The 25618-nt window shown below is 58.9% G+C and carries 20 protein-coding genes, 2 tRNA genes and 2 rRNA genes (1 of these 24 running past the window's edge); 10 read left to right on the top strand and 14 right to left on the bottom strand.

Going from position 1 to position 25618, the window contains the following annotated elements:
- Positions 1 to 73 precede the first annotated feature (73 nt).
- From NXC24_RS00455 to NXC24_RS00435, 5 genes are all read right to left on the bottom strand, one after another.
- Positions 74 to 865: a YdcF family protein gene (locus NXC24_RS00455; RefSeq protein WP_104821506.1), complete on the bottom strand. Its 792-nt coding sequence runs from the start codon at positions 863 to 865 to the stop codon at positions 74 to 76.
- A 185-nt stretch (positions 866 to 1050) separates the two neighbouring features.
- The gene (locus NXC24_RS00450) at positions 1051 to 2289 is read right to left on the bottom strand and encodes a hypothetical protein (protein WP_104821505.1); all 1239 of its coding nucleotides are present in this window, start codon (positions 2287 to 2289) and stop codon (positions 1051 to 1053) included.
- A gap of 37 nt (positions 2290 to 2326) precedes the next feature.
- Complete coding sequence (locus NXC24_RS00445) at positions 2327 to 2596, bottom strand: hypothetical protein (RefSeq protein ID WP_104821504.1); 270 nt, start codon at positions 2594 to 2596, stop codon at positions 2327 to 2329.
- A 251-nt stretch (positions 2597 to 2847) separates the two neighbouring features.
- Positions 2848 to 2923: transfer RNA gene (locus tag NXC24_RS00440), tRNA-Ala, on the bottom strand.
- 151 nt (positions 2924 to 3074) lie between these two features.
- Entirely contained in the window at positions 3075 to 3455 is a 381-nt protein-coding gene (locus NXC24_RS00435; protein WP_104824932.1) for a TIGR02300 family protein, read from the bottom strand.
- Between the two features lie 272 nt (positions 3456 to 3727).
- On the opposite strand from NXC24_RS00435, the gene aroA reads away from it, so the two are divergent.
- The 4 genes from aroA (at position 3728) to rpsA (ending at position 8392) form a co-directional block, all read left to right on the top strand.
- Positions 3728 to 5083 (top strand): 3-phosphoshikimate 1-carboxyvinyltransferase, encoded by a 1356-nt coding sequence (aroA, locus tag NXC24_RS00430; protein ID WP_104821503.1) that lies wholly within the window; start codon positions 3728 to 3730, stop codon positions 5081 to 5083.
- 125 nt (positions 5084 to 5208) lie between these two features.
- Entirely contained in the window at positions 5209 to 5844 is a 636-nt protein-coding gene (locus NXC24_RS00425) for an FMN-binding negative transcriptional regulator (protein WP_104824931.1), read from the top strand.
- A 31-nt stretch (positions 5845 to 5875) separates the two neighbouring features.
- Positions 5876 to 6508, top strand: a complete 633-nt coding sequence (gene cmk, locus NXC24_RS00420) for a (d)CMP kinase (protein ID WP_104821502.1) — start codon at positions 5876 to 5878, stop codon at positions 6506 to 6508.
- Between the two features lie 180 nt (positions 6509 to 6688).
- Entirely contained in the window at positions 6689 to 8392 is a 1704-nt protein-coding gene (gene rpsA, locus NXC24_RS00415) for a 30S ribosomal protein S1 (protein ID WP_104821501.1), read from the top strand.
- Positions 8393 to 8495: 103 nt separating this feature from the next.
- Here the strand turns inward: rpsA and NXC24_RS00410 are convergent, their stop codons facing one another.
- The 3 genes from NXC24_RS00410 to NXC24_RS00400 all read right to left on the bottom strand — a co-directional run bounded on the left by NXC24_RS00410 (position 8496) and on the right by NXC24_RS00400 (position 11968).
- Positions 8496 to 10193, bottom strand: coding sequence for a hypothetical protein (locus NXC24_RS00410; RefSeq protein WP_104821500.1), 1698 nt, complete (start codon positions 10191 to 10193; stop codon positions 8496 to 8498).
- A 251-nt stretch (positions 10194 to 10444) separates the two neighbouring features.
- Positions 10445 to 11071, bottom strand: coding sequence for a ribonuclease D (locus NXC24_RS00405; RefSeq protein ID WP_104821499.1), 627 nt, complete (start codon positions 11069 to 11071; stop codon positions 10445 to 10447).
- A gap of 123 nt (positions 11072 to 11194) precedes the next feature.
- Positions 11195 to 11968 carry a metallophosphoesterase family protein gene (locus tag NXC24_RS00400; protein ID WP_104821498.1) on the bottom strand — a complete coding sequence of 258 codons (774 nt, stop codon included), beginning with the start codon at positions 11966 to 11968 and terminating at the stop codon, positions 11195 to 11197.
- 282 nt (positions 11969 to 12250) lie between these two features.
- On the opposite strand from NXC24_RS00400, the gene copD reads away from it, so the two are divergent.
- On the top strand, positions 12251 to 13138 hold the full coding sequence (copD, locus tag NXC24_RS00395; protein ID WP_104821497.1) for a copper homeostasis membrane protein CopD: 888 nt from the start codon (positions 12251 to 12253) through the stop codon (positions 13136 to 13138).
- Positions 13139 to 13141: 3 nt separating this feature from the next.
- Here copD and NXC24_RS00390 read toward each other — a convergent pair whose 3' ends face one another.
- Together NXC24_RS00390 and NXC24_RS00385 are read right to left on the bottom strand one after the other, a co-directional pair.
- Positions 13142 to 13912 carry a TIM barrel protein gene (locus NXC24_RS00390; protein ID WP_104821496.1) on the bottom strand — a complete coding sequence of 257 codons (771 nt, stop codon included), beginning with the start codon at positions 13910 to 13912 and terminating at the stop codon, positions 13142 to 13144.
- A 70-nt stretch (positions 13913 to 13982) separates the two neighbouring features.
- Entirely contained in the window at positions 13983 to 14927 is a 945-nt protein-coding gene (locus NXC24_RS00385; protein WP_104821495.1) for a helix-turn-helix domain-containing protein, read from the bottom strand.
- Between the two features lie 86 nt (positions 14928 to 15013).
- Here NXC24_RS00385 and NXC24_RS00380 point away from each other — a divergent pair, with 86 nt between their 5' ends.
- The 5 genes from NXC24_RS00380 to NXC24_RS00360 all read left to right on the top strand — a co-directional run bounded on the left by NXC24_RS00380 (position 15014) and on the right by NXC24_RS00360 (position 21258).
- Positions 15014 to 16288, top strand: a complete 1275-nt coding sequence (locus NXC24_RS00380; protein WP_104821494.1) for a sugar ABC transporter substrate-binding protein — start codon at positions 15014 to 15016, stop codon at positions 16286 to 16288.
- A 112-nt stretch (positions 16289 to 16400) separates the two neighbouring features.
- Positions 16401 to 17261 carry a sugar ABC transporter permease gene (locus NXC24_RS00375; protein ID WP_104821493.1) on the top strand — a complete coding sequence of 287 codons (861 nt, stop codon included), beginning with the start codon at positions 16401 to 16403 and terminating at the stop codon, positions 17259 to 17261.
- On the top strand, positions 17258 to 18094 hold the full coding sequence (locus NXC24_RS00370) for a carbohydrate ABC transporter permease (protein ID WP_104821492.1): 837 nt from the start codon (positions 17258 to 17260) through the stop codon (positions 18092 to 18094). Before NXC24_RS00375 ends, NXC24_RS00370 begins: the two co-directional genes overlap by 4 nt.
- A 15-nt stretch (positions 18095 to 18109) precedes the next feature.
- A complete protein-coding gene (ugpC, locus tag NXC24_RS00365) occupies positions 18110 to 19198 on the top strand; it encodes a sn-glycerol-3-phosphate ABC transporter ATP-binding protein UgpC (RefSeq protein ID WP_104821491.1) in 1089 nt (362 codons plus the stop codon).
- A 56-nt stretch (positions 19199 to 19254) separates the two neighbouring features.
- Positions 19255 to 21258 carry an aldo/keto reductase gene (locus tag NXC24_RS00360; RefSeq protein ID WP_104821490.1) on the top strand — a complete coding sequence of 668 codons (2004 nt, stop codon included), beginning with the start codon at positions 19255 to 19257 and terminating at the stop codon, positions 21256 to 21258.
- 149 nt (positions 21259 to 21407) lie between these two features.
- On the opposite strand, the gene NXC24_RS00355 is transcribed toward NXC24_RS00360, so the two are convergent.
- The 4 genes from NXC24_RS00355 to NXC24_RS00340 all read right to left on the bottom strand — a co-directional run.
- Positions 21408 to 21941, bottom strand: coding sequence for a methylated-DNA--[protein]-cysteine S-methyltransferase (locus NXC24_RS00355; protein WP_104821489.1), 534 nt, complete (start codon positions 21939 to 21941; stop codon positions 21408 to 21410).
- 394 nt (positions 21942 to 22335) lie between these two features.
- Positions 22336 to 22412: transfer RNA gene (locus tag NXC24_RS00350), tRNA-Met, on the bottom strand.
- A 290-nt stretch (positions 22413 to 22702) separates the two neighbouring features.
- Positions 22703 to 22817: ribosomal RNA gene (rrf, locus tag NXC24_RS00345) — 5S ribosomal RNA — on the bottom strand.
- Between the two features lie 117 nt (positions 22818 to 22934).
- Positions 22935 to 25618, bottom strand: a 23S ribosomal RNA gene (locus NXC24_RS00340) (it continues 210 nt past the right edge of the window).

Below are 25618 nucleotides of genomic sequence, written 5' to 3'. Positions count from 1 at the left end.
TCAGCCGAGCATCTCAGGGCCAGTGCCGCGTGGTTACGGGCCGGGCCACCTAGTTAGGGGCCGGGCCACCTGGTTAGGGGCCGGGATAAAGCGCCGAGGTGCGGCCGGCGGCGTAATAGCCGACGAGGCCGATCCATTCGCGGATGCCGGTCGCCAGCAATTGCGCGTTCAATGACGGCTGGGTGAAATCGAGCTCAAGCGTTTCCTTACCCGTGCTGCGATAATCGACCGGCCAGGGAACGACATCGATGCCCTGCTTGCGGAAAAGGCCCATCGAACGTGGCATATGGAAGCCGGAGGTGATCAGCAGGCAGCCGGACAACCCGTTCTGCGCCAGCAGCTCCTTCGTGTTGACGGCATTTTCATAGGTGGTGCGCGACGTCGCATCCTCGACCAGGCGGTCCTTCGGAAGGCCGAGCGCAACAAAGAAGCGCTCGGAAATGACGGCATCCCCCTCATACTTGCCGCTGATCGATCCGTCGCCACCGGAAACGACGACGCGCGCCTGCGGAAACTTCTGCGCCAGCCGCAACGTCTCGACAAGACGATCGCCAGCCGAATCGAGCTCATACCCACCCCGCGCCGTCGTCACCTCATTCTGCGTAGCGCCGCCGAGAACGATCATGCATTTGAGATCCGCGGGATCGGAGGTCGGACGCGGAAAGCGTTCTTCCAGCCCCTGGACGATATAGGCGCCAGCGGTCGTGTAAAGCGCGACGAACAGGATCAGGGTCGACAACAGCGTCGAGATGACCACGACAACGCGCCGGCCAACCAGGCTGCCGATCAGGGCCAATACGCCGAAGAAAAAAGCCAAAGACAGCGGCTGACCAAAAATCCAGACAAGTTTGGAAAAAACGAACAAGATACATCCTCGGGCGTGTCGAGCCGGGGCTCTTGAGAGCGCCGGCAGAAAACGATTCGTTTTTTCCTAGCAGATATTTGTGCGCTGCAATGTGGCGATTTTGGTTGGTGGGTGAGGGAAAGGAGTGGGCGGAGGGCAGGACGATGCTAACACTTGCATGTCACCAGCGGATTAGCGAATAGCATTCAGCCGAACAGAAGATTACGAACAAAAATACCGGCAGTGAAAAGCAATGCGGCGCCCAGTAAAGAGAGGATTGGTATGGCAACGCCTCGACCAGCTATCGATAATCGCACGACATCACGTTTAAAGTCGTAACGCGGTTTCACGATCAGGTTGCTTGCGTAGTAGATCAGCGCAATGATGGCCAGCGCTGGGATTACAAAGGCGTTCGTCTTCAAGAAGTTTGCCATCGAAAGTATAAACGGATTCGTAGGCAAACTTTTATCCGCGAAGCTGATGGTGAAATTCATCACTGTTATCGCAATGGCAACTACCCAGAGAAGAAACGATCGCTGGATTTCGCTGTTACGCTTTTGTTCATTTAGCTTGAAGTCGATGTAGTCTTTTGTCGCTTTGATAGATTCTTTTGATGAGGCGTCGTCAAACTCAGGTAGCACCAAAGGGTATCCAACGGAATCAATGCGGCGCTGGATTATGGTCTTGTAAGATTGAAGATAGGCCAAGACACCTAGAGCCCTGACATGTTCTGACGGGTTTTCCTTTCTCTTCACGGTGATGATGTGAAAATAAAGGCTGTACATGATCTCAAGGCACCAACGCAAATCATCTGATTTGGCCTGACGCTGCGTAGTGATTATCGTATCGGCATCATTTCCGTGGTGTTGGTGCTGGTGCGTCAAGTCGCGAACAAAAAAATAGATTTGGTCAGCTATGCCATGTTCCAAATCAAATTCTATGGTGTCGGTATATTCCTCGGTATTTCTCCGCAGTTCGGAGTCAGACCATTTTAATTTCGAAAGCGTTATGACGCCATCGCGATTCAAGACGACATCCATGTGGAAGTCGCATCGTGCTAGCATCGATTGACTTAGCTCAAGATACTGTTGTTTGAGCCCCACGTTCATCGCACCCGGATCCAAGGTCCGCATCGACTGTACAGAACTCCGGAAGCTCTCACGAGCGCCGCTTTTGGAGAACGTTTCCTGATGAAAGACGAAGACCTTGCCGATGAGCTTAGAGTCGGGAGAAGGCAGGGTGCGCCGGGATCTGGCGCAAAAAACAAATTCGAAACGACCGCTATATCCGAATAGCCTTCCGATAAAAGGCTCAAACAAAACATCACTTAGCTGACGAGATTGCGCTGCGGCCACGTACAAATGAGACCCATCAGATGAGTTCACATATTCCGGGTTACTGGGATACCGCGTCTCGCCGATAAGCTTGTACGAAAGCCGGGCCATTTACCGTCGGCACCCAGCCTTTATAGAACATTTTTCGTTACAACACCTGATCGACCACATCGTTACGAAGCTTGCCATTGGGCTCGATGCGCTTTTTTTTGGTATTATAAACGATACCGGCCCGAACGCGACCATCCGGAGTTCCGTTGTATCGAACAGTGGCCTTGCCGGAAATCGCCGCCATCAAGGATGGATATCGAGCTCGAGACTTCTGATATTCAATCCTATCAAACTTCGCGAGTTTGATTGCGAAGCGAATCAGGGATAGACCGATGGCGCCCGACGCCACGGCGAGGATAAGATTCATTATCATGACTTCCCCCCGAATCGAATTCAGTTGAGTGTACTACAAGAAACGCTTGACTCAAGACGCAACTATTGCTGCGTCGATTCGTTCCACGACCTGGCGCTAGGCGCCGCCGTTACCATGTGGTAATCACCGTGTCAATTTACAATAAATGGTTGAACGAAGGGTTACCGAATTCGACCATGTTGGCGACAAGTCAACATCAACTAGACCGAACTGGTCCGCCAAGTAAGTGCCTTTTAAGCGAAGGTTGGTGGAGCTAAGCGGGATCGAACCGCTGACCTCTTGCATGCCATGCAAGCGCTCTCCCAGCTGAGCTATAGCCCCATCAAGGTGGTGCCGTTTGACCGGCCCTGGGTCCCTTCCGAGCGCTTCGCCCGTCGGGGTGGCGGCTTATTACTTCTGGTTTTTGCAGATAGCAAGCCGAAATTTTCGGCCCGGAAAACTTTTCTTGTTCACCGGGCCGATTGTTCAAAGATCAAACGTCGTCGTCGTCGCCGGTAACGCCGATGATGTCGCTCATATCGTCATCATCTTCATCTTCGTCGGCTTCGAGGAAGGTATCGTCGTCATCGTCGCCGATTTCGACATCGTCATCGCCGATATCCGGAATATCGTCGCCGGTTGCCGCTTCGTCGGCGTCTTCGAGCGACACCAGTTCGACTTCCGTGTTTTCGGTATCCACTTCGGCCACTTCGTCTTCTTCCGGAACTTCCTTCGAAGCGGAGGTTTCCTCGAAGAAGGACAAGGGCCAGGACTTGCCGGTATAGGGCGAGACGACCGGGTCCCGGTTCAAGTCATAGAACTTCTTGCCGGTATCTGGATCGGTACGTTTTGTTCCAAGTTCCGCTTTCGCCACTGTCAAAGCCTCATGAATGGCCGAATAAAGATTCGGCAATGCCGGGGAAGCCGGCGTTTTAAGGGAAATTATCAGCCGGTCCCCTTAATCGTTGCGGCTCTCTCTGTCAAAGCTAAACTTTATATACGCCGAGACGGGTTTTCCCGGCATTCCGGGATGACCGGGCAACGGGTCTATGGTAACGAGCCGGCGTGAACCGCAGGTCAGTTGGCGCAACAGGAGCTAAGCCAGCGATAATGCGGCGTAAATAACGGCATCGCAAAGGAATGCCCATGCCGCACGACATTCATCCGCGGCCCGCGACAGCGCGCCGCTCGACCAATCTTTCCGGTACCATCCGCGTTCCCGGTGATAAATCCATTTCGCATCGCGCCCTCATGTTCGGTGGCCTCGCCGCCGGCGAAACCCGCATCACCGGCCTGCTCGAAGGCGAGGATGTGCTCAATACGGGCAAGGCCATGCAGGCCATGGGCGCTGCGATCGAAAAGGTCGGGGCCGAATGGATCATCAAGGGCGTCGGCAACGGCGCACTGCTCGCCCCGCAAGCGCCGCTCGATTTCGGCAATGCCGGCACCGGCAGCCGCCTGACCATGGGCCTTGTCGGCGTCTATGACTTCGAGACCACCTTCATCGGCGACGCCTCGCTTTCCAAGCGGCCGATGGGGCGCATCCTCGATCCGCTGCGGCGGATGGGCGTGCAGGTCCAGTCCAGCGAAGGCGACCGGCTGCCGGTGACGCTGCACGGGCCGGAAACGGCCAGTCCGATCACCTATCGCGTGCCGATGGCCTCGGCGCAGGTCAAATCCGCCGTACTGCTCGCCGGCCTCAATGCGCCTGGCATCACCACCGTCATCGAGCCGGTCATGACCCGCGACCATACCGAAAAGATGCTGGTCGGCTTCGGCGCCGAGCTTTCGGTCGAGACCGATCGGGACGGCGTGCGCACCATCCGCCTTCAGGGCCAGGGCAAGCTTTCCGGCCAGATCATCGACGTTCCCGGCGACCCCTCCTCGACGGCCTTTCCGCTGGTCGCGGCGCTGATCGTTCCCGGCTCTGATATCACCATCCGCAACGTACTGATGAACCCGACCCGCACCGGGCTGATTCTGACGCTGCAGGAGATGGGCGCCGACATCGAAATTCTCGACAGGCGCCTTGCCGGCGGCGAGGATGTCGCCGATCTGCGTGTGCGCTCCTCCCCGCTCAAGGGCGTCACCGTCCCGGCCGAGCGGGCGCCTCGGATGATCGACGAATATCCAGTGCTCGCTGTCGCTGCCGCTTTTGCCGAGGGGACGACGGTCATGCTCGGGCTGGAAGAGTTGCGAGTCAAGGAATCCGACCGGCTTTCGGCCGTCGCTGAAGGGCTGATGCTGAACGGCGTCGATTGCACCGAAGGCGCGGATTCGCTGACGGTTCGGGGAAGGCCGGATGGAAAAGGTCTCGGCCGTGCGGACGGCGGCGAGGTCAGGACCCATCTCGACCATCGCATTGCTATGAGCTTTCTCGTGATGGGGCTTGCCTCGGACCATCCGGTCAAGGTCGATGATTCCACCATGATCGCCACCAGCTTCCCGGAGTTTTTTGACCTCATGACAAGATTGGGTGCGACGATCGAGGTCGAGGGCTGATAAAATCGTGCTGGCCTGCGGGTGAAAGCGCCCGCAGGCGCAACGCAACCCCAAATCGGAAGCAGCCGATGGCCATTCGGGGCCGCCGGCATGATGCGCCCGACAATATCAGATGGCTCCAGACCATGTATCAGCCGCCCCATCACCGCGAAGACGATCTCGGCACGCAGCACGCGCTAATCCGCGCGCATCCGCTGGGATTGCTGATCACCGCCGGCAATGGTGGGCTGATCGCCAATCCTTTGCCATTCCATCTCAGGACCGGCCTTTCGTCCAAGGGCACGCTGCAGGCGCATCTCGCCAGAGCGAACGGCCAATGGCGGGAAATCCAGGCGGGAGCGCCGGTCCTCGTCGTCTTCCAGGGTGCCGAAAGCTACATCACGCCGTCCTGGTATGCGACCAAGCAGGAGACGGGCAAGGTTGTGCCGACCTGGAACTATGCGGTCGTGCAGGTTCGCGGCAATGCGCGCGTCATCGAAGATCCCGCCTGGCTGCGCGAGCAGATCGGCATGCTGACCGGCGAGAATGAGAGCGGCCGTGCAGAGCCCTGGGCGGTCGACGATGCGCCGGCAGAGTTCATCAGTGCCCAGTTGAAAGGCATTATCGGTGTCGAGATCGACATCGAGACAATTGACGGCAAGTGGAAGGTCAGCCAGAACCGTCCGGCCGCCGACCGCCAGGGCGTCGCCCAAGGCCTCGACGCAATCGACCGTACCGACGCCGCCGAAATGGCCGATCTGGTGCGGCGATACGACAAATAATATCAGGACCGAAGGCAGGGATATAAAAAGAATGATCATCGCCATCGACGGACCCGCTGCGGCAGGCAAGGGAACCTTGTCGCGCCGGATCGCCGAGGAATTTGGTTTTCACCATCTCGATACCGGCCTGACCTATCGGGCGACCGCCAAAGCGCTGCTGGATGCCGGATTGCCGCTCGACGACGAGGCGGTGGCAGAGACGATGGCGCGCGAGATCGATCTTGCCGGGCTCGACCGGGCGGTCCTGTCGAAGCATGAGATCGGCGAGGCGGCATCGAAGATTGCCGTCATGCCGGCGGTGCGCCGGGCGCTGGTCGAGGCGCAGCGGGCTTTTTCACGGAGGGAGCCGGGCACGGTTCTGGATGGACGCGACATCGGCACCGTCGTCTGCCCCGATGCGCCGGTGAAAATCTATGTCACGGCCTCGGCCGAAGTCAGGGCGAAACGACGTTACGACGAAATCGTCAATGCCGGCGGCAGCGCCGATTATGCGGCGATTTTCGAGGACGTGAAACGGCGCGACGAGCGGGACATGGGCCGCGCCGACAGCCCTTTGCGGCCGGCGGAAGACGCGCACTTGCTTGATACCTCGGAAATGAGTATAGAAGCGGCGTTTCAGGCGGCAAAATCGATCATCGACGCCGGTCTGAGCCGAAATGCCTAAAAATGCGAGCGGCTTTCGCGTGCTTTGCGCACGAAATCGCTTATTTTAGAAAGCCTGACATTCCGTCCAAGCGCCGGATAGCCTTCCCCAAGGGAAGGCGGACGGATCCAGGCCTGTTCAACACGAACCACCGGCGCATCAGTGTCCCGAATGCACAATAAGGACACGCCAGGAGATTTTATGTCTGTAACTTCCCCCTCTCGCGAAGATTTCGCAGCCCTTCTCGAAGAGTCCTTTGCCAAGAACGATCTGGCTGAAGGCTATGTCACCAAGGGTATCATCACCGGCATCGAAAAGGATGTCGCCGTTGTCGACGTCGGCCTCAAGGTCGAAGGCCGCATCGCGCTGAAGGAATTCGGTGCACGCGCCAAGGACGGCACGCTCAAGGTTGGCGATGAAGTCGAAGTCTATGTCGAGCGCATCGAAAACGCGCTTGGCGAAGCTGTTCTGTCGCGCGAAAAGGCTCGCCGCGAAGAAAGCTGGATCAAGCTCGAAGCCAAGTTCGAAGCTGGCGAGCGCGTCGAAGGCGTCATCTTCAACCAGGTCAAGGGCGGCTTCACCGTCGACCTCGACGGCGCTATCGCCTTCCTGCCGCGTTCGCAGGTCGACATCCGTCCGATCCGCGACGTTACGCCCCTGATGCACAACCCGCAGCCCTTCGAAATCCTCAAGATGGACAAGCGCCGCGGCAACATCGTCGTTTCGCGTCGTACGGTTCTGGAAGAGTCCCGTGCCGAGCAGCGTTCTGAAATCGTTCAGAACCTCGAAGAAGGCCAGGTTGTTGACGGCGTCGTCAAGAACATCACCGATTACGGTGCGTTCGTTGACCTCGGCGGCATCGACGGCCTGCTGCACGTCACCGACATGGCATGGCGCCGTGTGAACCATCCGTCGGAAATCCTGTCCATCGGCCAGCAGGTCAAGGTACAGATCATCCGCATCAACCAGGAAACCCACCGCATCTCGCTCGGCATGAAGCAGCTCGAGAGCGATCCGTGGGATGGCATCCAGGCCAAGTATCCGGAAGGCAAGAAGATCTCCGGTACCGTTACGAACATCACCGACTACGGTGCGTTCGTCGAGCTGGAGCCGGGCATCGAAGGCCTGATCCACATCTCGGAAATGTCCTGGACCAAGAAGAACGTTCACCCCGGCAAGATCCTGTCCACGAGCCAGGAAGTCGAAGTCGTCGTTCTCGAAGTCGATCCGACCAAGCGTCGTATCTCGCTCGGCCTGAAGCAGACGCTGGAAAATCCGTGGGCAGCATTCGCCCGCAACCATCCGGCTGGCACCGAAGTCGAAGGCGAAGTCAAGAACAAGACCGAATTCGGCCTGTTCATCGGCCTCGACGGCGATGTGGACGGCATGGTGCACCTCTCCGACCTCGACTGGAACCGTCCGGGCGAGCAGGTCATCGAGGAGTACAACAAGGGTGATGTCGTCAAGGCCGTCGTTCTCGACGTCGATGTCGACAAGGAACGCATCTCGCTCGGCATCAAGCAGCTCGGCAAGGACAGCGTTGGCGAAGCCGCCGCTTCCGGCGAACTGCGCAAGAATGCAGTCGTTTCGGCTGAAGTCATCGCGATCAACGATGGCGGCATCGAAGTGAAGCTCGTCAACCACGACGACATCACCTCGTTCATCCGCCGCGCCGACCTGTCGCGTGACCGCGACGAGCAGCGTCCGGAGCGTTTCTCGGTCGGTCAGACCGTCGACGCCCGCGTCACCAACTTCTCCAAGAAGGACCGCAAGATCATGCTGTCCATCAAGGCTCTGGAAATCGCAGAAGAGAAGGAAGCAGTCGCTCAGTTCGGTTCGTCCGACTCGGGTGCTTCGCTCGGTGACATCCTGGGTGCGGCTCTGAAGAACCGCAACGCCGAATAATCTTCGGTCGAAGCCTCAGAGATAGAAACCCGCCGGAGCGATCCGGCGGGTTTTTTATTTGCTCACGATTCAAGAATTGGAGCGGCGCTCTGATGCCGTCCGCTTATTCCCATTCCACCATGCGTTGATAGAAATCGAAGGCATGATCATGCAGGGAATCCCTCAGCCCGGGTGCGGGCAGTGCGAGCGGTTTGGGCGCAACGACGCTATCTTGTGAGGACGCTGCTTCGGCATCGTCGGATGCTTCCGCAGGCGCATGATGCATTTCCTCGGGCTGGGATTCGTCTTCACCTTCGTCCTGTGGCGCTTCTCCGCCCTGCCCCTGTTCGGCCTCCTCGTCATCGGCGGGATCGACACGATTGACCTTCTCCAGATCCTCGTCGTCAATGGGGAGATCCACCGGCAAATATTGTGCGATGGCAAAGGGAATGCCTTGCGGCAGCGGGGCCGGTGTTCCCATCTGCGCCGCAGCATCGGACATGACCGGGGCGGGCGCCACCAGCGGGCCGCTCAAGGATTTACCGAGAAGTGCGGCTGGCGCATTCGGCATCTCATCGAGAGAGGTCGCGTTCTGGCTTGCCATGGCGGCGGCAAGATTCCGGGTGCCCTCATTGCCGGCCGTCTGCGGCAGCGACGGCACGTCCTTCTGATCGTCGGCATTGGCGGCAAGCGCTTGGGCGATGACACTTTCTGCCGAGGTCGAATCATCCTGGATGATCTGCAGCAGTTCCGGGCCAGCGACGTCGATGGCGCGGCCTATGACCACCTGCAGCCCTTCCTTGATGTCGGCCCTGATCTGCTGGATATCCCGCGGCACAGGCGGCGGCGTGATCGGCGATCTGATCAGGGCGATTTCCGTTGGGAGATGTTCCTCGGCCGATGCGGCCAGCAATGCCACTGCGGCGGACGATAAGTTGGCCTCGGTGGGGATGGCATTTTGCGGATGAACGATCTCGCCGAGGCCAGTATCAACGACGAGCGCACTTGCGGCTGGCGGAATCGGGGCGGATTGCTGGTTCGGAACGGCCTGCTGAGACGAGACAGTTTCGAGGTCAGGCGATATTTCCGGGCCCAAAATCGCCGCAGCAAAGAGAACTGCCTGGTTCCGCACAGCCGCAGCCGGCGTTTCCTCCGGAACCTGCGCGGCAGTTGCAGCCGTCGCGGCCGCGGATGCAGGCGCTGCGGCCTTGTCCGACGAAGCCGGCGAGGCTGCCGATGTCGCCATAGGAGCGGCGTCTGTAGTCTTCAGCACCGTCTGTGCCGGGACCGGGGTCTGCGGCTTGGCGGTCTCCGTTTCACCCGCGTTCTGACCATAGGAATTGACGACGGCCTTGAGGACCGCGTCGGGCTCCTGTGTCAGCGCCGCTTCCAGGCTGATGGCGATTTGCACCGCTTCCGGTCCATCCGGATTGGTCAAGGCCTCGGCAAGGACAGGCAGGGAGATCGGCATTTCCGTCTGCGTGTCCAGGAGTTGCTGGGCAACGGCAAGCTGTTGGGGCGGCAGGCTGCGGATCGTATCCGCCAGCCGCTGCGCCAAAGCTGCATTGTTCTCATCCGGCTCGCGCGAAGCATTCAGCGCAACGCTGGCAGCATCGATGGCGGAGAGCAGGCTGTCGAACATCCGCTCGCGCGCCGCCACCAGCAGCATGTTCAGCTTGCCCTCGACGCTGGCGTTCACCGTGCTCGACAGTACGGCAAGCGGCGTCGCGGCGGTCTGGACGCCGGACGTTTCCGGGGTGGCAACCACTGGTTTTTCAAGGGCTGTACCCAAAGCAGACACGGCACTCACGGGGGACAACATGTGATGCTCCTTTGTCTGGCAAGACGACGACGGAAGCAGAAGGCAGGTTCAATCAGGGTCCGCTCATGCGGCCGCTAGCGATTCGAAGGCCGGTTGACCGGCTGATTGACGCGGGAAAACGTCGGTCGAATGCCTGAAATCAGGGATAGAATAGCAGGACGTCTCTTAACAGATTGCTAACCATAACGATAAAAGCCGATGCAACGTCAGCGGCACCGGCTTTCCCGTTTCATCACTTTTAGCGCAGCCGGTCAGCTATGCGCGAAGATATCGGTCTCTTCCCAGCCGAGGAGGTCCAGCTTCGCCCGGGTCGGCAGGAAGGTGAAGCAGGCATTGGCATGCTCGATGCGACCGTCGCGCACAAGGCGTTCCTTCAACTTGTCGCGCAGCGCATGCAGGTAAAGCACATCAGAGGCGGCATATTCGAGCTGCGCCGGCGAGAGCGTCTCAGCCGCCCAGTCGGAAGACTGCTGCGCCTTGGAAATATCGACCTCCAGCATCTCCTTGAGATTGTCCTTGAGGCCATGGCGGTCCGTATAGGTGCGGCAGAGGCGCGAGGCGATCTTGGTGCAGAAAACCGGCGTGGTGGTGACACCGAACGTGTGGAACAGCACGGCGATATCGAAGCGGCCGTAGTGAAAGATCTTCTCGCGCGCGGGATCGGCCAGCATGGCGACGAGGTTCGGCGCCTCTTTCTGGCCGGAGGCGATGCGGATCACATCAGCGGTGCCGTCACCCGGCGAAAGCTGCACCACGCAGAGCCGGTCGCGGCGCGGAATAAGGCCGAGCGTTTCGGTATCGATCGCTATGGCGCCGGTGTAGCGGGCGGCATCGGCCGCGGAAATATCGCCTTCGTGATAACGGATGGTGGCGGCCATGAAGCTCTCCTGGCTCTTATCGTCTCAATTCTTTTTTCGTCCTGTTCTATAGAACAGGCAAGGAGATAACGATACTGCGCGGGCTTAAAATGTCGGCGGCGTGGTGGCTTCTGAAAGAAAGCATCAAGTCGACGTGATGTGGATGCGGCCTTGCCACAAACGAGCCGCCGTCAGCTTTCCGGAACGAAAGGCGCCGGTGTCGATATTGAGCCGAAGCCCATGCGCTTCGGCTTGTCTCACCGGCGTATGGCCATGAATGATCAGTTTCGGCAGCGGCTGCGCGCTGTCGTAAAAGCGCGAGCGGATGAAAACGAGATCATCATCCTCCTGCGCCGAAATCGGCCGTTCCGGATCGATACCGGCATGAACGAACAGCACCTGCGGCGTATCCAGCAGGATCGGCAGCCCGCGGAGAAAGTTGAGATGATCATCCGGCAGCCAGGTTCGGATGAAGGTGTCGAGTTTTTTCTGCTGGGGATATTGCCTCCGTAAAGCCTGGATATCCAAACCGTAGGAATTCAGCGTTGCCTCGCCGCCGAGCCCCACCCAGTCGTCCAGGGATATTTCACCGTCGGCATAGGCAAGCATGGCCAATTCATGATTGCCGGTAAGGCAGATCCGGTCGAAACCATTCGGCAACGGCGCCATCAGCCGGCTGACAACCTGTGCCGAGGCCGGGCCACGATCGATGAAATCACCGAGCATGATGATCAGTTTGGGGCCGGGCAGCATGGCGGCATCGGCGAAAATCTTGCGTTCGAGCGCGCTCAGGAGGTGGTAGCAGCCATGGACGTCGCCGATCACATAGGTCGGCCTGTCAAGCCTATCGAGGCTTTCCCGACGCCGGCGCGGGCTGAAGCCGCGAGTCACTTTCTCGCGTATGATATTTGCCGCCATGGAACTCCCTCATCGAAATGTCGCCATCCCGAGCGCTCTAACCCTCCTAAGCAAAAATAATCGAAAAGCGACAATTCTTTGCCGAGTACGGGAATAAACGCTCCGGGCCGATGTCTATGTCGACGGAAGCCATCAATAAAGAATTACCTTGCGGCAAAGCGTCCCGAACATAGCCATTCCGCATGGTGAAAATTGACATAGCATGTCCACAACTCTATCGCGCTCGGTGACCCCAGAGCGTATTGATAGTCCCGTTTCCGAAACGCCGAGCGCCGTAAAACCTTGATCGATCCCAACACAGCGCTCGAGGCGTGCCGCTTCTTCCACGACGTATCCCTGATGCTTCTGTGGGGCGCCTCGGTCTTTCTCTGCCTTCTGGTGCCGAAAGCGCTGGCGGAGAAGGTCTGGCGCATGTTCGGCGTCGCGCCGTTCGTTGCGGCGCTGATCGCCGGGCTCACGGCCCTCGCCCGGCTGCCGCTTGCAAGCGCCACCATCGGCAATGGCTGGAGCGATGCCCTCAATACCGGCACGATCCGCGACGTCCTGCTCGATACGACAGTCGGACAAGCCTGGCTGGCCCAAGCCGCCGCTGCACTCATCCTCGTTCTTGCCTTTCTGCCGCCAGGGCAATGGCGTCGTCCGGGCGTAGCGCTGGGTTCTGGCCTCGGCCTTGCCGCCCTCATGCTCACCGGTCACGCCTCGATGCATGAAGGCTGGCTGAAGCTGGCCCATCGCGCCAATGACATGCTTCATGTGCTTGCCGGCGGCGGCTGGCTCGGCGCCTTGGTGCCGATGGTTCCGATCCTCCGGCTTTTGAACACGCCCGAATGGCGGGCGGAGGCGCTGTCGGCGCTTCGGCGCTTCTCCACCGCCGGGCACGGCGCCGTGGCGCTGGTCATCGCCTCCGGCTTCGTCAATACGATGCTGGTCCTCCAGCGCCTGCCGACCGACTGGTCATCTCCCTATCAGACGCTGCTTGCCGTCAAGATCGCGCTTGTCGCGTGCATGAGCCTGCTGGCGATCGTCAATCGCTACATTCTCGTGCCCAGGATACGACGCGATCGGGTTCGGTCTTTGAACGCCATCCGTCGCAGCAGCATTGCCGAGATCATCCTTGGTATCGCCGTCATCGCGCTGGTCGCCGTCTTCGGCGTATTGGAGCCCGTCTGAGCGTCAAGCCGACAGCGACCTCACCACCGCACGAACCGCCGCGGCATCCTCCGTCCTCGGCCTGTATTCGAGACCGATCCTGCCGCTATAGCCGTGGGCAAACAGCCAATTCAGGCGATTGAGCAGATCGATCCCGCCGGTGCCGGGATCGTTGCGGCCCGGATGATCGGCGACATGGACATGCACGATGCGATCGGCCCGCTCGCCGACGACCTCTTCCGTTCGCTCGCCCATGACAGCCGAATGGTAGATATCGTAGACGATACCGATTTCCGGCCGTCCCACCTCGTCGATAATATCCAGGCCCTCTGTGGTAGAGGACAAATAGTAGCCGACATGATCGATCCTGGTGTTCAGCGGTTCGAGGCCGAGGCGTACGCCAGAGCCGCTCAGGATATCGGCGCCGGCGCTCAAGGCGGAGATCAAGGCATCCCGTTGTTCGGCGCGTGTAAATTCCGGCAAATCATCCCCCGCCTGCGCGATCAAAACCGGGACACCCAGGCCCTGCGCGACGCTGACAGACATCTCCAATCCCTCCAGCCAGGCCTCCTTGTTCGCCGGATTCGTCAGCGCGATCATCGGCTCGGCGACCATGCCCGACACGGCAATTCCAGTCTCGGCGACCACGGATGCGATCGCGTCGAGGTCCTTGTCCGTCCAGCGCCAGAACTCGACCGCACTCAATCCCGCCCGATGCGCCAGCCGGATACGATCGGCAAAATCATCGCCCTCGCGGGCAAACAACCATTCGATACATGCCGAAAACTGCCGCATGAAAATCTTCCTCCAAAGACTATGCCGCAAGGAGTGCGCCCTATCGGCAGCGACGGCAAGAGGCCGGTGGCTAGAATTGCGAGGCGGACCGGCGCAGAGCAGGCTGGGCGCCTTCGACGCTCATTGCCGTAACCATGCGCATGTCCCTACGGAAATCCGAAGGGGACATGCCGGCAATGTGGCGGAAGGATTTGTTGAAGGCGCTGATCGAGCCGAAGCCGCTGTCCATCGCCACCTGCAGCACATTGGCGCCGTCGCGCATCAGCATCGCCTGGGCGCGCGACAGGCGCAGCAGGTTGACATATTTGCTGAGCGTCATGCCGGTGCATTTCTTGAAAAGGTTCATCGCATATTTCGGATGCAGATCCGCCGCCTTGGCGATATCCACAGTATCGATATCGTGCAGGAAATTGCCGGCAATGAAATCGCACATCCGTGCCAGGCTGCGCGACGATTGCGGGTGGACCTGTTCGTTCGACTGATGCTCGCGCTTTTCCGGCAGCATGCGATAGGGTTCGAAGGCGATGCGCTCCAGGCGCAGCAGAAGTTCGGCGACCGCGTGCTCGGCCTTGGCCGGATCGCCGGAGCGGACATAGCGATACCAGCGGGCAAAATTCTCGTTATCGGCGGCATCCGTCGCGGAGGTGACCAGCGTCTCTCCTCGCATCAACCGGCCGGAAATATCGAGCGGCAGGCGCATGCGGAAGAAATGCACCAGCGGCAAATGCGCGCCGGCATAGATCGAATCTTCCGAGGAATCATCCATCTGATGCGGCTGCCCGCCCCAGAACAGACAGATATCGCCAGCGCGGAGCTGAATTTCATGGTCGTTCATACGGTAGTGAACCGTGCCGCGTATAAGGTAATTCACCTCGACCTGCGCATGCCAATGCGGCATCGCCATCAGGGGCGGATGGGTATGAAACATTTGCAGAGTCGTCGGCAGCCCCTCGATGCTGCTTGCACCCGGCTGATAAACCGCTCGATGACCCACCTTACTTTCCGCCAAGTCCATGTTCCTTTTTTAGGAGACAGAAGCGTACCGGGAGCTAGTTTAAGCGTGTTCGCTAGAGGACGGCAATTGAAAAGGGAGGATTTTCAATGCGTTTTAAACTCGCGGGAGCGACGGCACTTGCTGCCTTGCTCGCTTCCGGTTCTGCCTATGCAGCACAAACCACCATTACTGTCTGGAGCTGGAACATCGCCGCGTCGGCGCTGAAATCCACGGTCGAGGGGTTCAATAAGAAATATCCCGACATCAAGGTCGAAGTTCAGGACATCGGCAACCCGCAGGTCTTCGACAAGATGCTGGCCGCTTGTGCCGCCGGCGGCGACGGTCTGCCGGACGTCATGTCGATCGAAAATCACAAGGCTTCGATCTTCTGGAACCGCTTTCCGGACTGCCTGACCGATCTGACGAAGCTCGGCTACACGGACGCGCTCAAGAAGCAGTTTCCGGACTTCAAGCGTGCGGAACTGGAAGTCGGCGATGCCGCCTACGCCATGCCGTGGGATTCCGGCCCGGTCACCATGTTCTACCGCCGCGATTTCTATGAAAAGGCTGGCGTCGATCCGGCAACGATCAAGACCTGGGACGATTTCATTGCCGCCGGCAAGAAGATCTCCGCCGCCAATCCGGGCGTCATCATGACGCAGGCCGATCTCAACGGCGATACCGAATGGTTCCGCATGCTCGCCAACGAACAGGGCTGCGGCTATTTCTCGTATGACAGCCAGAGCATCACCGTCAACCAGCCGGCCTGTGTGAAAGCCCTGGACAAGGTGAAGGAGATCAAGGACGCGGGCTTGATGAGCGCCGCGAACTGGAACGAGAAAATTCAGGCGAACACTGCCGGCAAAGTGGCGTCGCAGCTCTATGGCGGCTGGTATGAAGGCACCGTCCGCTCCACCTCGCCGGATCTCGCCGGCAAATGGGGCGTCTACCCGATGCCGAGCATGACGGCCGACGGCCAGCATGCGGCCAATCTCGGTGGCTCGTCGCTCGCAATTGCCAGCGGTTCCAAGAACAAGGAAGCCGCCTGGAAATTCCTCGAATACACGCTTGGCACCAATGAGGGCCAGGTTACCATGCTGAAGTCCTTCGGGCTCGTACCGTCGCTTCTGACGGCGGTTCAGGATCCCTTCGTCAACCAGCCGCAGCCCTATTGGGGTGGGCAGAAGGTCTGGGCCGATATCCTCGCCACCCTGCCGAAGATTCGCCCGAGCCCCGGCACCCAGTATTTCAGCGACGCGGATGAGGTCATAAAGGCCGTCCAGACGAAATACCTCGCTGGTGGCTATCCAAACGGCAAGGCCGCGCTTGACGATGCGGCCCAGCAGATCGCCTCGGCGACAGGTCTGCCGCTTGCGAAGTGAGTGACACTGCCGGGCGCGCATCCCAAGCCGCGCTCGGCATCCCCGCCGCCCTCAGGGCGGCGGGGATGCGACGTCACGCATCATTTCACTGCGCATAAAGGAGAAGGCTTCCATGCGGTTGCGAAACCGGAGCGCCTATGCGTTCCTTGCACCCTATCTTCTGGTGTTCGCCGCTTTCTGGGTCTGGCCGATCATCGATTCGTTCCTGATCTCGTTCCAGAACACCCGAGTTAATCCGTGGGCCTACAATCTGTCGTTCAACTGGGGGCGACTGTTCGGTGACCCGGCCTTCTACAACGCGCTTGAAAACACGCTGATCATCCTGATCGTCCAGGTACCTGTCATGATCACGCTCGCCACTGTCATGGCGGTGCTGCTGAATTCACCGCTGTTGAAGGCGCGTGGCATTTTTCGCTTTGCTTTCTTCGCACCCGTCGTTGTTGGAGAGGTGGCCTATGCCGCTGTCTTCCGCCTTATGTTCAACGTCGATTTCGGCATCGTCAACAAGCTACTCGGCACGGTCGGCTTCGCACCGGTGTCGTGGTTTGCCGAATCGCATGCCGCAATGGTGCTCATCATCATCGCCGTCACCTGGCGCTGGGCGGGTTACAACGCCATCATCATCCTGTCCGGGCTACAATCGATCCCTGAGGATGTTTACGAGGCTGCGACCCTCGACCGCGTCAACCGCTTCCAGCAGTTCATCCATATCACCCTGCCCCTGCTGAAACCGATCATTCTGTTCTGCGTGGTCCTCTCCGTCATCGGCACCATGCAGCTCTTCACCGAACCATATCTGATCACCAACAGGGGTGGTCCCGGCGGCGGGACGGAGACGCTCGGCCTCCTGCTCTATCGCCAGGCCTTCCAGTCGACCAACTTCGGCTATGCCTCCGCGATCGCCTACACGATGGCAGCGCTTGCCGTGGTCATTTCTCTTCTCAATCTCTGGGTGGGGCGCGAACCGAAATGAAATCGAAGTCCAAATCCAATCTGATTAGGTCGATCGCGCTGCATGGCTTGCTGGTGCCGCTCGCCATCATCTGGCTGTTTCCGCTCTGGATGATGTTCGTCTTCTCGACCATGCCCGATTACGGCATCTTCAGCCCCGGCATCATCCTGACACCGTCGACGGGTTTCATGGACAACGTCCGGAACCTGCAGGCCGACACCAACTTCGTGGGCGCGATGACGATCTCCATCGTCGTTGCCGTCACCTATACCTTCCTGTCGGTGCTGCTGACCTCGATGGCCGGATGGGCGCTGGCCCGCTACCAGTTCGCCGGCCGCTCTGGCGTCATAGGCATCATCCTCGGCACGATCACGCTGCCCTACTCCGTCGTCGTCATCCCGCAATTCATCATGGTGGCGCGCGATTTCGGGCTGGCCAATTCATGGGTCGCGCTGATCGTACCGCCGCTCTTCAATTCGCTCGGGGTGCTGTTCATGCGCCAGGCCTTCTCGATGATGCCGGGCGAACTCTTTGACGCCGCCCGCGTCGAGGGCGTCAAGGAATGGCAGATCTTTCTGCGCATCGCCCTGCCGCTCGCAAGGCCGACCATGGCGGCGCTCGCCATCATCCTGTTCCTGGCCTCGTGGAACAACTATCTCTGGCCGCTGCTCATCAATTCCCGGCCGGGAATGATGACGGCACCGGTGGCGCTCGGGACGCTGATCGGCCTCACCAGGGTATCCTGGGGCGGCATCATGGCGGGTGCCGTGATGCTGACGGCGCCGATCCTCATCGTCTTCGTTCTCCTGCAACGCCACTTCATCGCCGGCATCGCCGCCGGCGCAATCAAATAATTCCGGGAGATCCGTATGGCCGAACTGTCCCTTACCAATATCGTCAAACGCTACGGTACTCTTGAAATCATCCACGGCGCCAATCTCGACGTGAAGGACGGCGAATTCGTCGTCTTCGTCGGCCCATCCGGCTGCGGCAAGTCCACGCTGCTGCGCATGATCGCCGGTCTGGAAGACATCACCGGCGGCGAACTGAAGATCGGCGGCCGCGTCGTCAATGACATGGAGCCGGCCGATCGCGGCATCGCCATGGTGTTCCAGTCCTACGCGCTTTATCCGCACCTCACCGTCGAACAGAATCTCAGCTTCGGGCTGCGCATGAACGGCAATCCCAAGGCCGATACCGAACGCCGCGTCAAACAAGCAGCCGAGATCCTGAAGATCACCGAGTTGATGCACCGCCGGCCGAAGCAGCTCTCCGGCGGCCAGCGCCAGCGCGTCGCCATCGGTCGCGCCATCGTGCGCGAACCGCAAATCTTCCTGTTCGACGAGCCGCTCTCCAATCTTGACGCGGAGCTCCGCGTACAGATGCGCGTCGAAATCTCGCGCCTCCACAAGAAGCTCGGCACGACGATGATCTATGTGACGCACGACCAGACGGAAGCGATGACGCTGGCCGACAAGATCGTCGTGCTGCGCGGCGGCAATATCGAGCAGGTCGGCGCGCCGCTCGACCTCTACGACGATCCCGCCAACCAGTTCGTCGCCGGCTTCGTCGGATCGCCGAAGATGAACTTCCTGCCAGCCGAGATCGTTGACAAGCAGGATGGCCGCGTGACCGTGGCCCTGCAGAATCAGCGCGAAGTCCGTCTGACGCTGCCGATTACGACAGCTCAGGTTGAAACCGGCCAGGCGGTGACGCTCGGTGTGCGGCCTGAACATTTTCTCGAGGCCGGCCGCGGCGATATCGATGTGATCGTCGATGTCGACGTTGCCGAACATCTCGGCAATACCAGCTACATCTACGCCAACATTGCCGGCGGCGAGCAGATCGTCATTGAGCGGGAAGAATCCCGCAACGCCAACAACCGCGACACGCTGACCGTCGCGCTCTCCGCAGCCAAGACATTCCTGTTCGACGGCGCCGGCAATCGATTGCGATAGGCGCCCTTTTCCTACCACTCCCAAGACAGCCTGCAGATTTAGGAAAGGACCAATTCATGACTACTGAGACATCCATCCGCTGGGGCATCATCGGCCCCGGCAGGATCGCACAGACTTTTGCCGAAGGCGTCGCTCACTCCCGTAGCGGCAAACTGGTGGCCATCGCCAGCCGCAATCCCAACAAGCCGGGTCTCGGCGACAATTTTCCCGGTGCGCGCATCGTCACCGGCTATGAGGCGCTGCTGGCGGACCAGGAAATCGACGCCATCTATATCGCCACCCCCCATACCGGCCACGCCGAATGGGCCATCAAGGCGATCCGCGCCGGCAAGCATGTCCTCGTCGAAAAGCCGATCGCGCTGTCTGCTTATGATGCCGAGGCGATCTATTACGAAGCCAAGAAGGCTGGCGTCTTCGCCGGCGAAGCCTTCATGTACCGCGTGCATCCGCAAACGGCGAAGCTGATCGAACTGGTGAAAAGCGGCGTGATCGGCGAGGTCCGCATCATCCGCTCGTCGTTCGGCTTCAACATGGGCACGGTCAAGCCCGAACACCGGCTTTTTGCCAACGACACCGCCGGCGGAGGCATTCTGGATGTCGGCGGCTATCCGGTATCGATGGCGCGGCTGGTTGCCGGTGCCGTTGACGGCAAGCCGTTCCTCGACCCGGAAAAGGTCTCAGGCGTTGCTCATCTTGGCCAGACCGGCGTCGACGAATGGGCCTCGGCGGTGCTGAAATTCCCGAACAACATCATCGCCGAAGTCTCCTGCTCGATCATGGCAAATCAGGACAATACGCTGCGTATCATCGGCTCGGACGGTCGCCTGGAAGTCAAGGATTTCTGGTTCGCCTCCGGGCATAAGGGTGGCATCGGCAAGATCGAGCTCATCAAGGGCGCGGAAACACAGATCGTCGAGGTCAAGGAAGATCGTTGGCTCTATTCCTTCGAAGTCGACGCCGCTGGCGACGCCATTCGCGCCGGTCAAACGGAATTCGCCTACCCGGGCATCAACTGGGCCGATTCGATCGGAAACCTACGTGTTCTCGACCAATGGCGTGCCTCCGTTGGCCTCGAATATGAGGTGGAGAAGGCGACGCGGCGGACGACGAACATCGTCGGCTCACCTGTCACCATGGGCAACAGCATTCCGAAACGCACCATCCCCGGCATTGCCAAGCCGGCTTCGATCGTCACGCTCGGCTTCGAATTCTTCCCGAATTTCGCAGCCGCCTCGCTGACGCTCGACGCCTTCTACGAAGCCGGCGGTAACGCCTTCGATACGGCCTATGTCTATGGCGCCGGCAAGACGGAAAGCATATTCGGCGACTGGCACACCAGCCGCAAGGTTCCGCGCGAGGAGATCGTGCTGATCGGCAAGGGGGCGCATTCGCCGCTCTGCTATCCGGACATGATCGCCAAGCAGCTCGACCAGTCGCTGAACCGCCTGAAGACCGATTATGTCGATATCTATTTCATGCACCGCGACAATCCGGCTATTCCGGTCGGCGAATTCGTCGATGCCATGGATGCCGAGGTCAAAGCTGGCCGCATCCGCGGCATCTTCGGCGGCTCCAACTGGACGCGTGCTCGTTTTGACGAGGCGATCGCCTATGCCGAAAGGAACGGCAAGGCGGCGCCAGCAGCTCTTTCCAACAATTTCTCGCTGGCGGAGATGCTGGATCCGATCTGGGCCGGGTGCATCGCCGCCTCCGACGACGAATGGAAGGCCTGGCTGAACGCCAAGCAAATCCCGAACTTCGCCTGGTCGAGCCAAGGCCGAGGCTTTTTCACCGATCGCGCCGGCCGTGACAAGCGCGACGACGAGGAGTTGGTACGCGTTTGGTATTCCGAGCGCAATTTCGGCCGCCGCGACCGGGCGGTCGAACTGGCGCAGAAGCTCGGCCGCAACCCGATCCATATCGCGCTTGCCTATGTCGTCGCCCAGCCCTTCCCGGTCATCCCGCTGATCGGCCCGCGCACGATCGCCGAGCTGGAAGACAGCCTGTCGGCACTCGACATCAAGCTGACGCCGGAACAGGTGAAGTGGCTTGAGGGCTGATGCGAGCCTAAGGCTGGCTTGATAAAAATCGAACCGGCTGTTTCGCATAGTGGCTGATGCCGAAAACAAAAATAGCCCGCTTGTCCACCAAGCGGGCTGTTTTGTCATTGCTACAAGGGGATCTCTTCTCAGACGAGCGCGTGTAACCGTCAGGCGGCGAAATTGAACGCCTTGGTCTTTGCGCCTTCAAACTCCAGAAGGTAGGTCTTCCGCTCCAGACCACCGGCAAATCCCCTGAGGTCTCCCGCCGATCCGATTACCCGATGGCACGGCGCGATGATGGAGATCGGGTTCCTGCCATTGGCGGCGCCTACCGCGCGTATCGCTTGACGAGCCCCGATCTGTTCGGCGATCTCGGCATAGGAGCGCGTTTCTCCGAAGGGGATACTGAGCAGCGCCTGCCAGACCTTCTTTTGAAAATCGGTGCCGGAGAAATCCAGCGGCAGATCAAAAACCTGCCGTTCCCCGGCAAAATATTCCCGCAACTGCCGCTCCGTTTCGATGAGGACGGGATGGTTCTCATCCTCTGCAACGATGTTCAGGCGGACGCGGTTCGGCCGGTCGATATCCCAAAGGATCGCCGCTAAGCCATCGCGCTTGGCAACGAGCTTCAGCCTGCCGACAGGCGAATTGACGATTTTATAGACACAGTCTTTCTGCGCAACTCGCGCCGTCATAGCCATGGCAATATCCTCTCACTGCGGCTCGGGTCGGGATCGGCAGAACGATAACGCGCCGCCTCTATCCCTCCGATCGCGGCGAATCCTCTTCACCGCTGACAAGGGATACATATGACCTCAATTATCGGCCGCAGCCCACCCGAAAAGCACTTTTGCAGGGCACAGGCACAATATTTCCGAAGCGGATGAGCCATGATGTTATGATGCGTCTGCGGCGGCGGTATCGCGAATGCAGGTGGAGACTTCGCGCCAGCGATAGCGATGTTGTGCGGGGAGCTTTGTATCGGTGGGAGGCTATGAAGCTTGGGCTTTCCGGTTATGGTCCGTCGGCTGCGGCGGTATCGCCAGCGAAGCGGAATGCTTTGGGGTATTGATATTGGAATGTTATGTGGGAAGTTGGTTGCGGGGGCAGGATTTGAACCTGCGGCCTTCAGGTTATGAGCCTGACGAGCTACCGGGCTGCTCCACCCCGCGCTATCCGAGCAAACCGCGTTGCGGTTTGTCCGCCCTGAGCGAACCGTTGGGGTTCGTCGGAGCTTGAGCAAGCCGCGTTGCGGCTTGCGTGATCCGGGCAAATCCGAAGGATTTGTCCCGTGTTCCCGTGGCACCTTATTTCGGAGCCGGGCGTATAACTGTATGCCTTTAGAAGCGACAAAGGCCGCTTTTGAGCGGCCTATTGTAACACGGCTTAGCCGTTTTTGTGTCGAGAAGATTTAAATCATCGGACAAACCCAGATGGGTTTATCCGGCGTTGCGTTTTGCAGACCTGGCAGCGACCTACTCTCCCGCGTCTTGAGACGAAGTACCATGGGCGCAGGGGCGTTTCACGGCCGTGTTCGGAAAGGGAACGGGTGCAGCCACCCCGCCATAACCACCAGGTCAGCGAAGCGCAACGTTGAGAAGCTGGTGAAGAGAGGATGGAGGCAATAGCCTTCATGTCTCTTGTCTTTTTTTGAACACGTCAGATGCATCGTGTGATGAACACGAGCAATGGGAACGATCAAGCCAATCGAGCTATTAGTACCGGTAAGCTTCATGCGTTGCCGCACTTCCACACCCGGCCTATCAACGTGGTCGTCTACCACGGCTCTGATAGGGAACACTCGTTTTCAGGTGGGTTTCCCGCTTAGATGCCTTCAGCGGTTATCCCTTCCATATATAGCTACCCTGCTATGCCCTTGGCAGGACAACAGGTCCACCAGAGATATGTCCATCCCGGTCCTCTCGTACTAGGGACAGATCCTGTCAATATTCCTACACCCACGGCAGATAGGGACCGAACTGTCTCACGACGTTCTGAACCCAGCTCACGTACCGCTTTAATTGGCGAACAGCCAAACCCTTGGGACCTGCTCCAGCCCCAGGATGCGATGAGCCGACATCGAGGTGCCAAACAACCCCGTCGATATGGACTCTTGGGGGTCATCAGCCTGTTATCCCCGGCGTACCTTTTATCCGTTGAGCGATGGCCCTTCCACGCGGGACCACCGGATCACTATGACCGACTTTCGTCTCTGCTCGACTTGTCAGTCTCGCAGTCAGGCGGGCTTATGCCATTGCACTCGACGACCGATTTCCGACCGGTCTGAGCCCACCATCGCGCGCCTCCGTTACTCTTTCGGAGGCGACCGCCCCAGTCAAACTACCCACCATACACTGTCCCGGATCCGGATGACGGACCGCGGTTAGACATCCATGACGATAAGGGTGGTATTTCAAGGATGGCTCCACAAGAACTGGCGTCCCTGCTTCAAAGCCTACCACCTATCCTACACATGCCGACACGAATGCCAGTGTAAAGCTATAGTAAAGGTGCACGGGGTCTTTCCGTCTGACCGCAGGAACCCCGCATCTTCACGGGGAATTCAATTTCACTGAGTCTATGTTGGAGACAGCGGGGAAGTCGTTACGCCATTCGTGCAGGTCGGAACTTACCCGACAAGGAATTTCGCTACCTTAGGACCGTTATAGTTACGGCCGCCGTTTACTGGGGCTTCGATTCAGAGCTTGCACCCCTCCTCTTAACCTTCCAGCACCGGGCAGGCGTCAGACCCTATACGTCGTCTTGCGACTTCGCAGAGCCCTGTGTTTTTGGTAAACAGTCGCTACCCCCTGGTCTGTGCCACCCTCACATGCTTGCGCACATAAGGGTCACGCTTCTTCCGAAGTTACGCGTGCAATTTGCCGAGTTCCTTCAACATAGTTCTCTCAAGCGCCTTGGTATACTCTACCTGACCACCTGTGTCGGTTTCGGGTACGGTCTATACGGTGGAGCTATTTCCTGGAACCGCGTCCCTGCAAGATCAATCCAATAAGACCTTACAAGTTAAGCAATCCGTCACTACCACCAGGCCCACGAATATTAACGTGGTTCCCATCGACTACGCGTGTCCGCCTCGTCTTAGGGGCCGGCTAACCCTGCTCAGATTAACTTTAAGCAGGAACCCTTGGTCTTTCGGCGAGAGGGTCTCTCACCCTCTTTATCGTTACTCATGTCAACATTCGCACTTCCGATACCTCCAGGATGCCTCACGGCTGTCCCTTCACAGGCTTACGGAACGCTCCGCTACCACTCCTCAAAGAGGAATCCTCAGCTTCGGTGCATGGCTTTAGCCCCGTTACATTTTCGGCGCAAAGACCCTTGACTAGACCAGTGAGCTGTTACGCTTTCTTTAAATGATGGCTGCTTCTAAGCCAACATCCTGGTTGTTTTGGGATCCTCACATCCTTTCCCACTTAGCCATGACTTGGGGACCTTAGCTGGAGGTTAGGGTTGTTGCCCTTTTCACGACGGACGTTAGCACCCGCCGTGTGTCTGCCGAGTAGTACTTCCCGGTATTCGGAGTTTGGTTAGGATCAGTAAGACGGTGAGTCCCCATAGCCCATCCAGTGCTCTACCCCCGGGAGTATTCGCTCGACGCTCTACCTAAATAGATTTCGCGGAGAACCAGCTATTTCCGAGTTTGATTGGCCTTTCACCCCTAGCCACAAGTCATCCCAATCTATTGCAACAGATGCGGGTTCGGTCCTCCAGTTGGTGTTACCCAACCTTCAACCTGCTCATGGCTAGATCACTCGGTTTCGGGTCTAATGCAACAAACTATATCGCCCTATTCAGACTCGCTTTCGCTTCGCCTACACCTACCGGCTTAAGCTTGCTTGTTACACTAAGTCGTTGACCCATTATACAAAAGGTACGCCGTCACCCTTGCGGGCTCCGACTGTTTGTAGGCATCCAGTTTCAGGTTCTATTTCACTCCCCTTGTCGGGGTGCTTTTCACCTTTCCCTCACGGTACTGGTTCGCTATCGGTCATGCACGAGTACTTAGGCTTGGAGAGTGGTCTCCCCATGTTCAGACAGGATTTCTCGTGTCCCGCCCTACTCTAGGACAATGAATGTATCTACGCGTACGGGGCTGTCACCCTCTACGGCAAACCTTTCCAGGTTCTTCCACTTTAACACTCATTGCCACTGGCCTGGTCCGCGTTCGCTCGCCACTACTTGCGGAGTCTCGGTTGATGTCCTTTCCTGCAGGTACTTAGATGTTTCAGTTCCCTGCGTTCGCTTCTTACACCCTATTTTATTCAGGTGAAGATACCTCATAACAATGCTTAGAAACCAAGCGCGTCTTCGACGCGCTTCCAGGCAATAGGTCTTAGGCAGTAGGCAATAGTTTCTC

This window comes from Rhizobium sp. NXC24, assembly GCF_002944315.1.
Lineage (GTDB): Bacteria > Pseudomonadota > Alphaproteobacteria > Rhizobiales > Rhizobiaceae > Rhizobium.
This window is presented reverse-complemented; position numbering and strand designations above follow the sequence as displayed.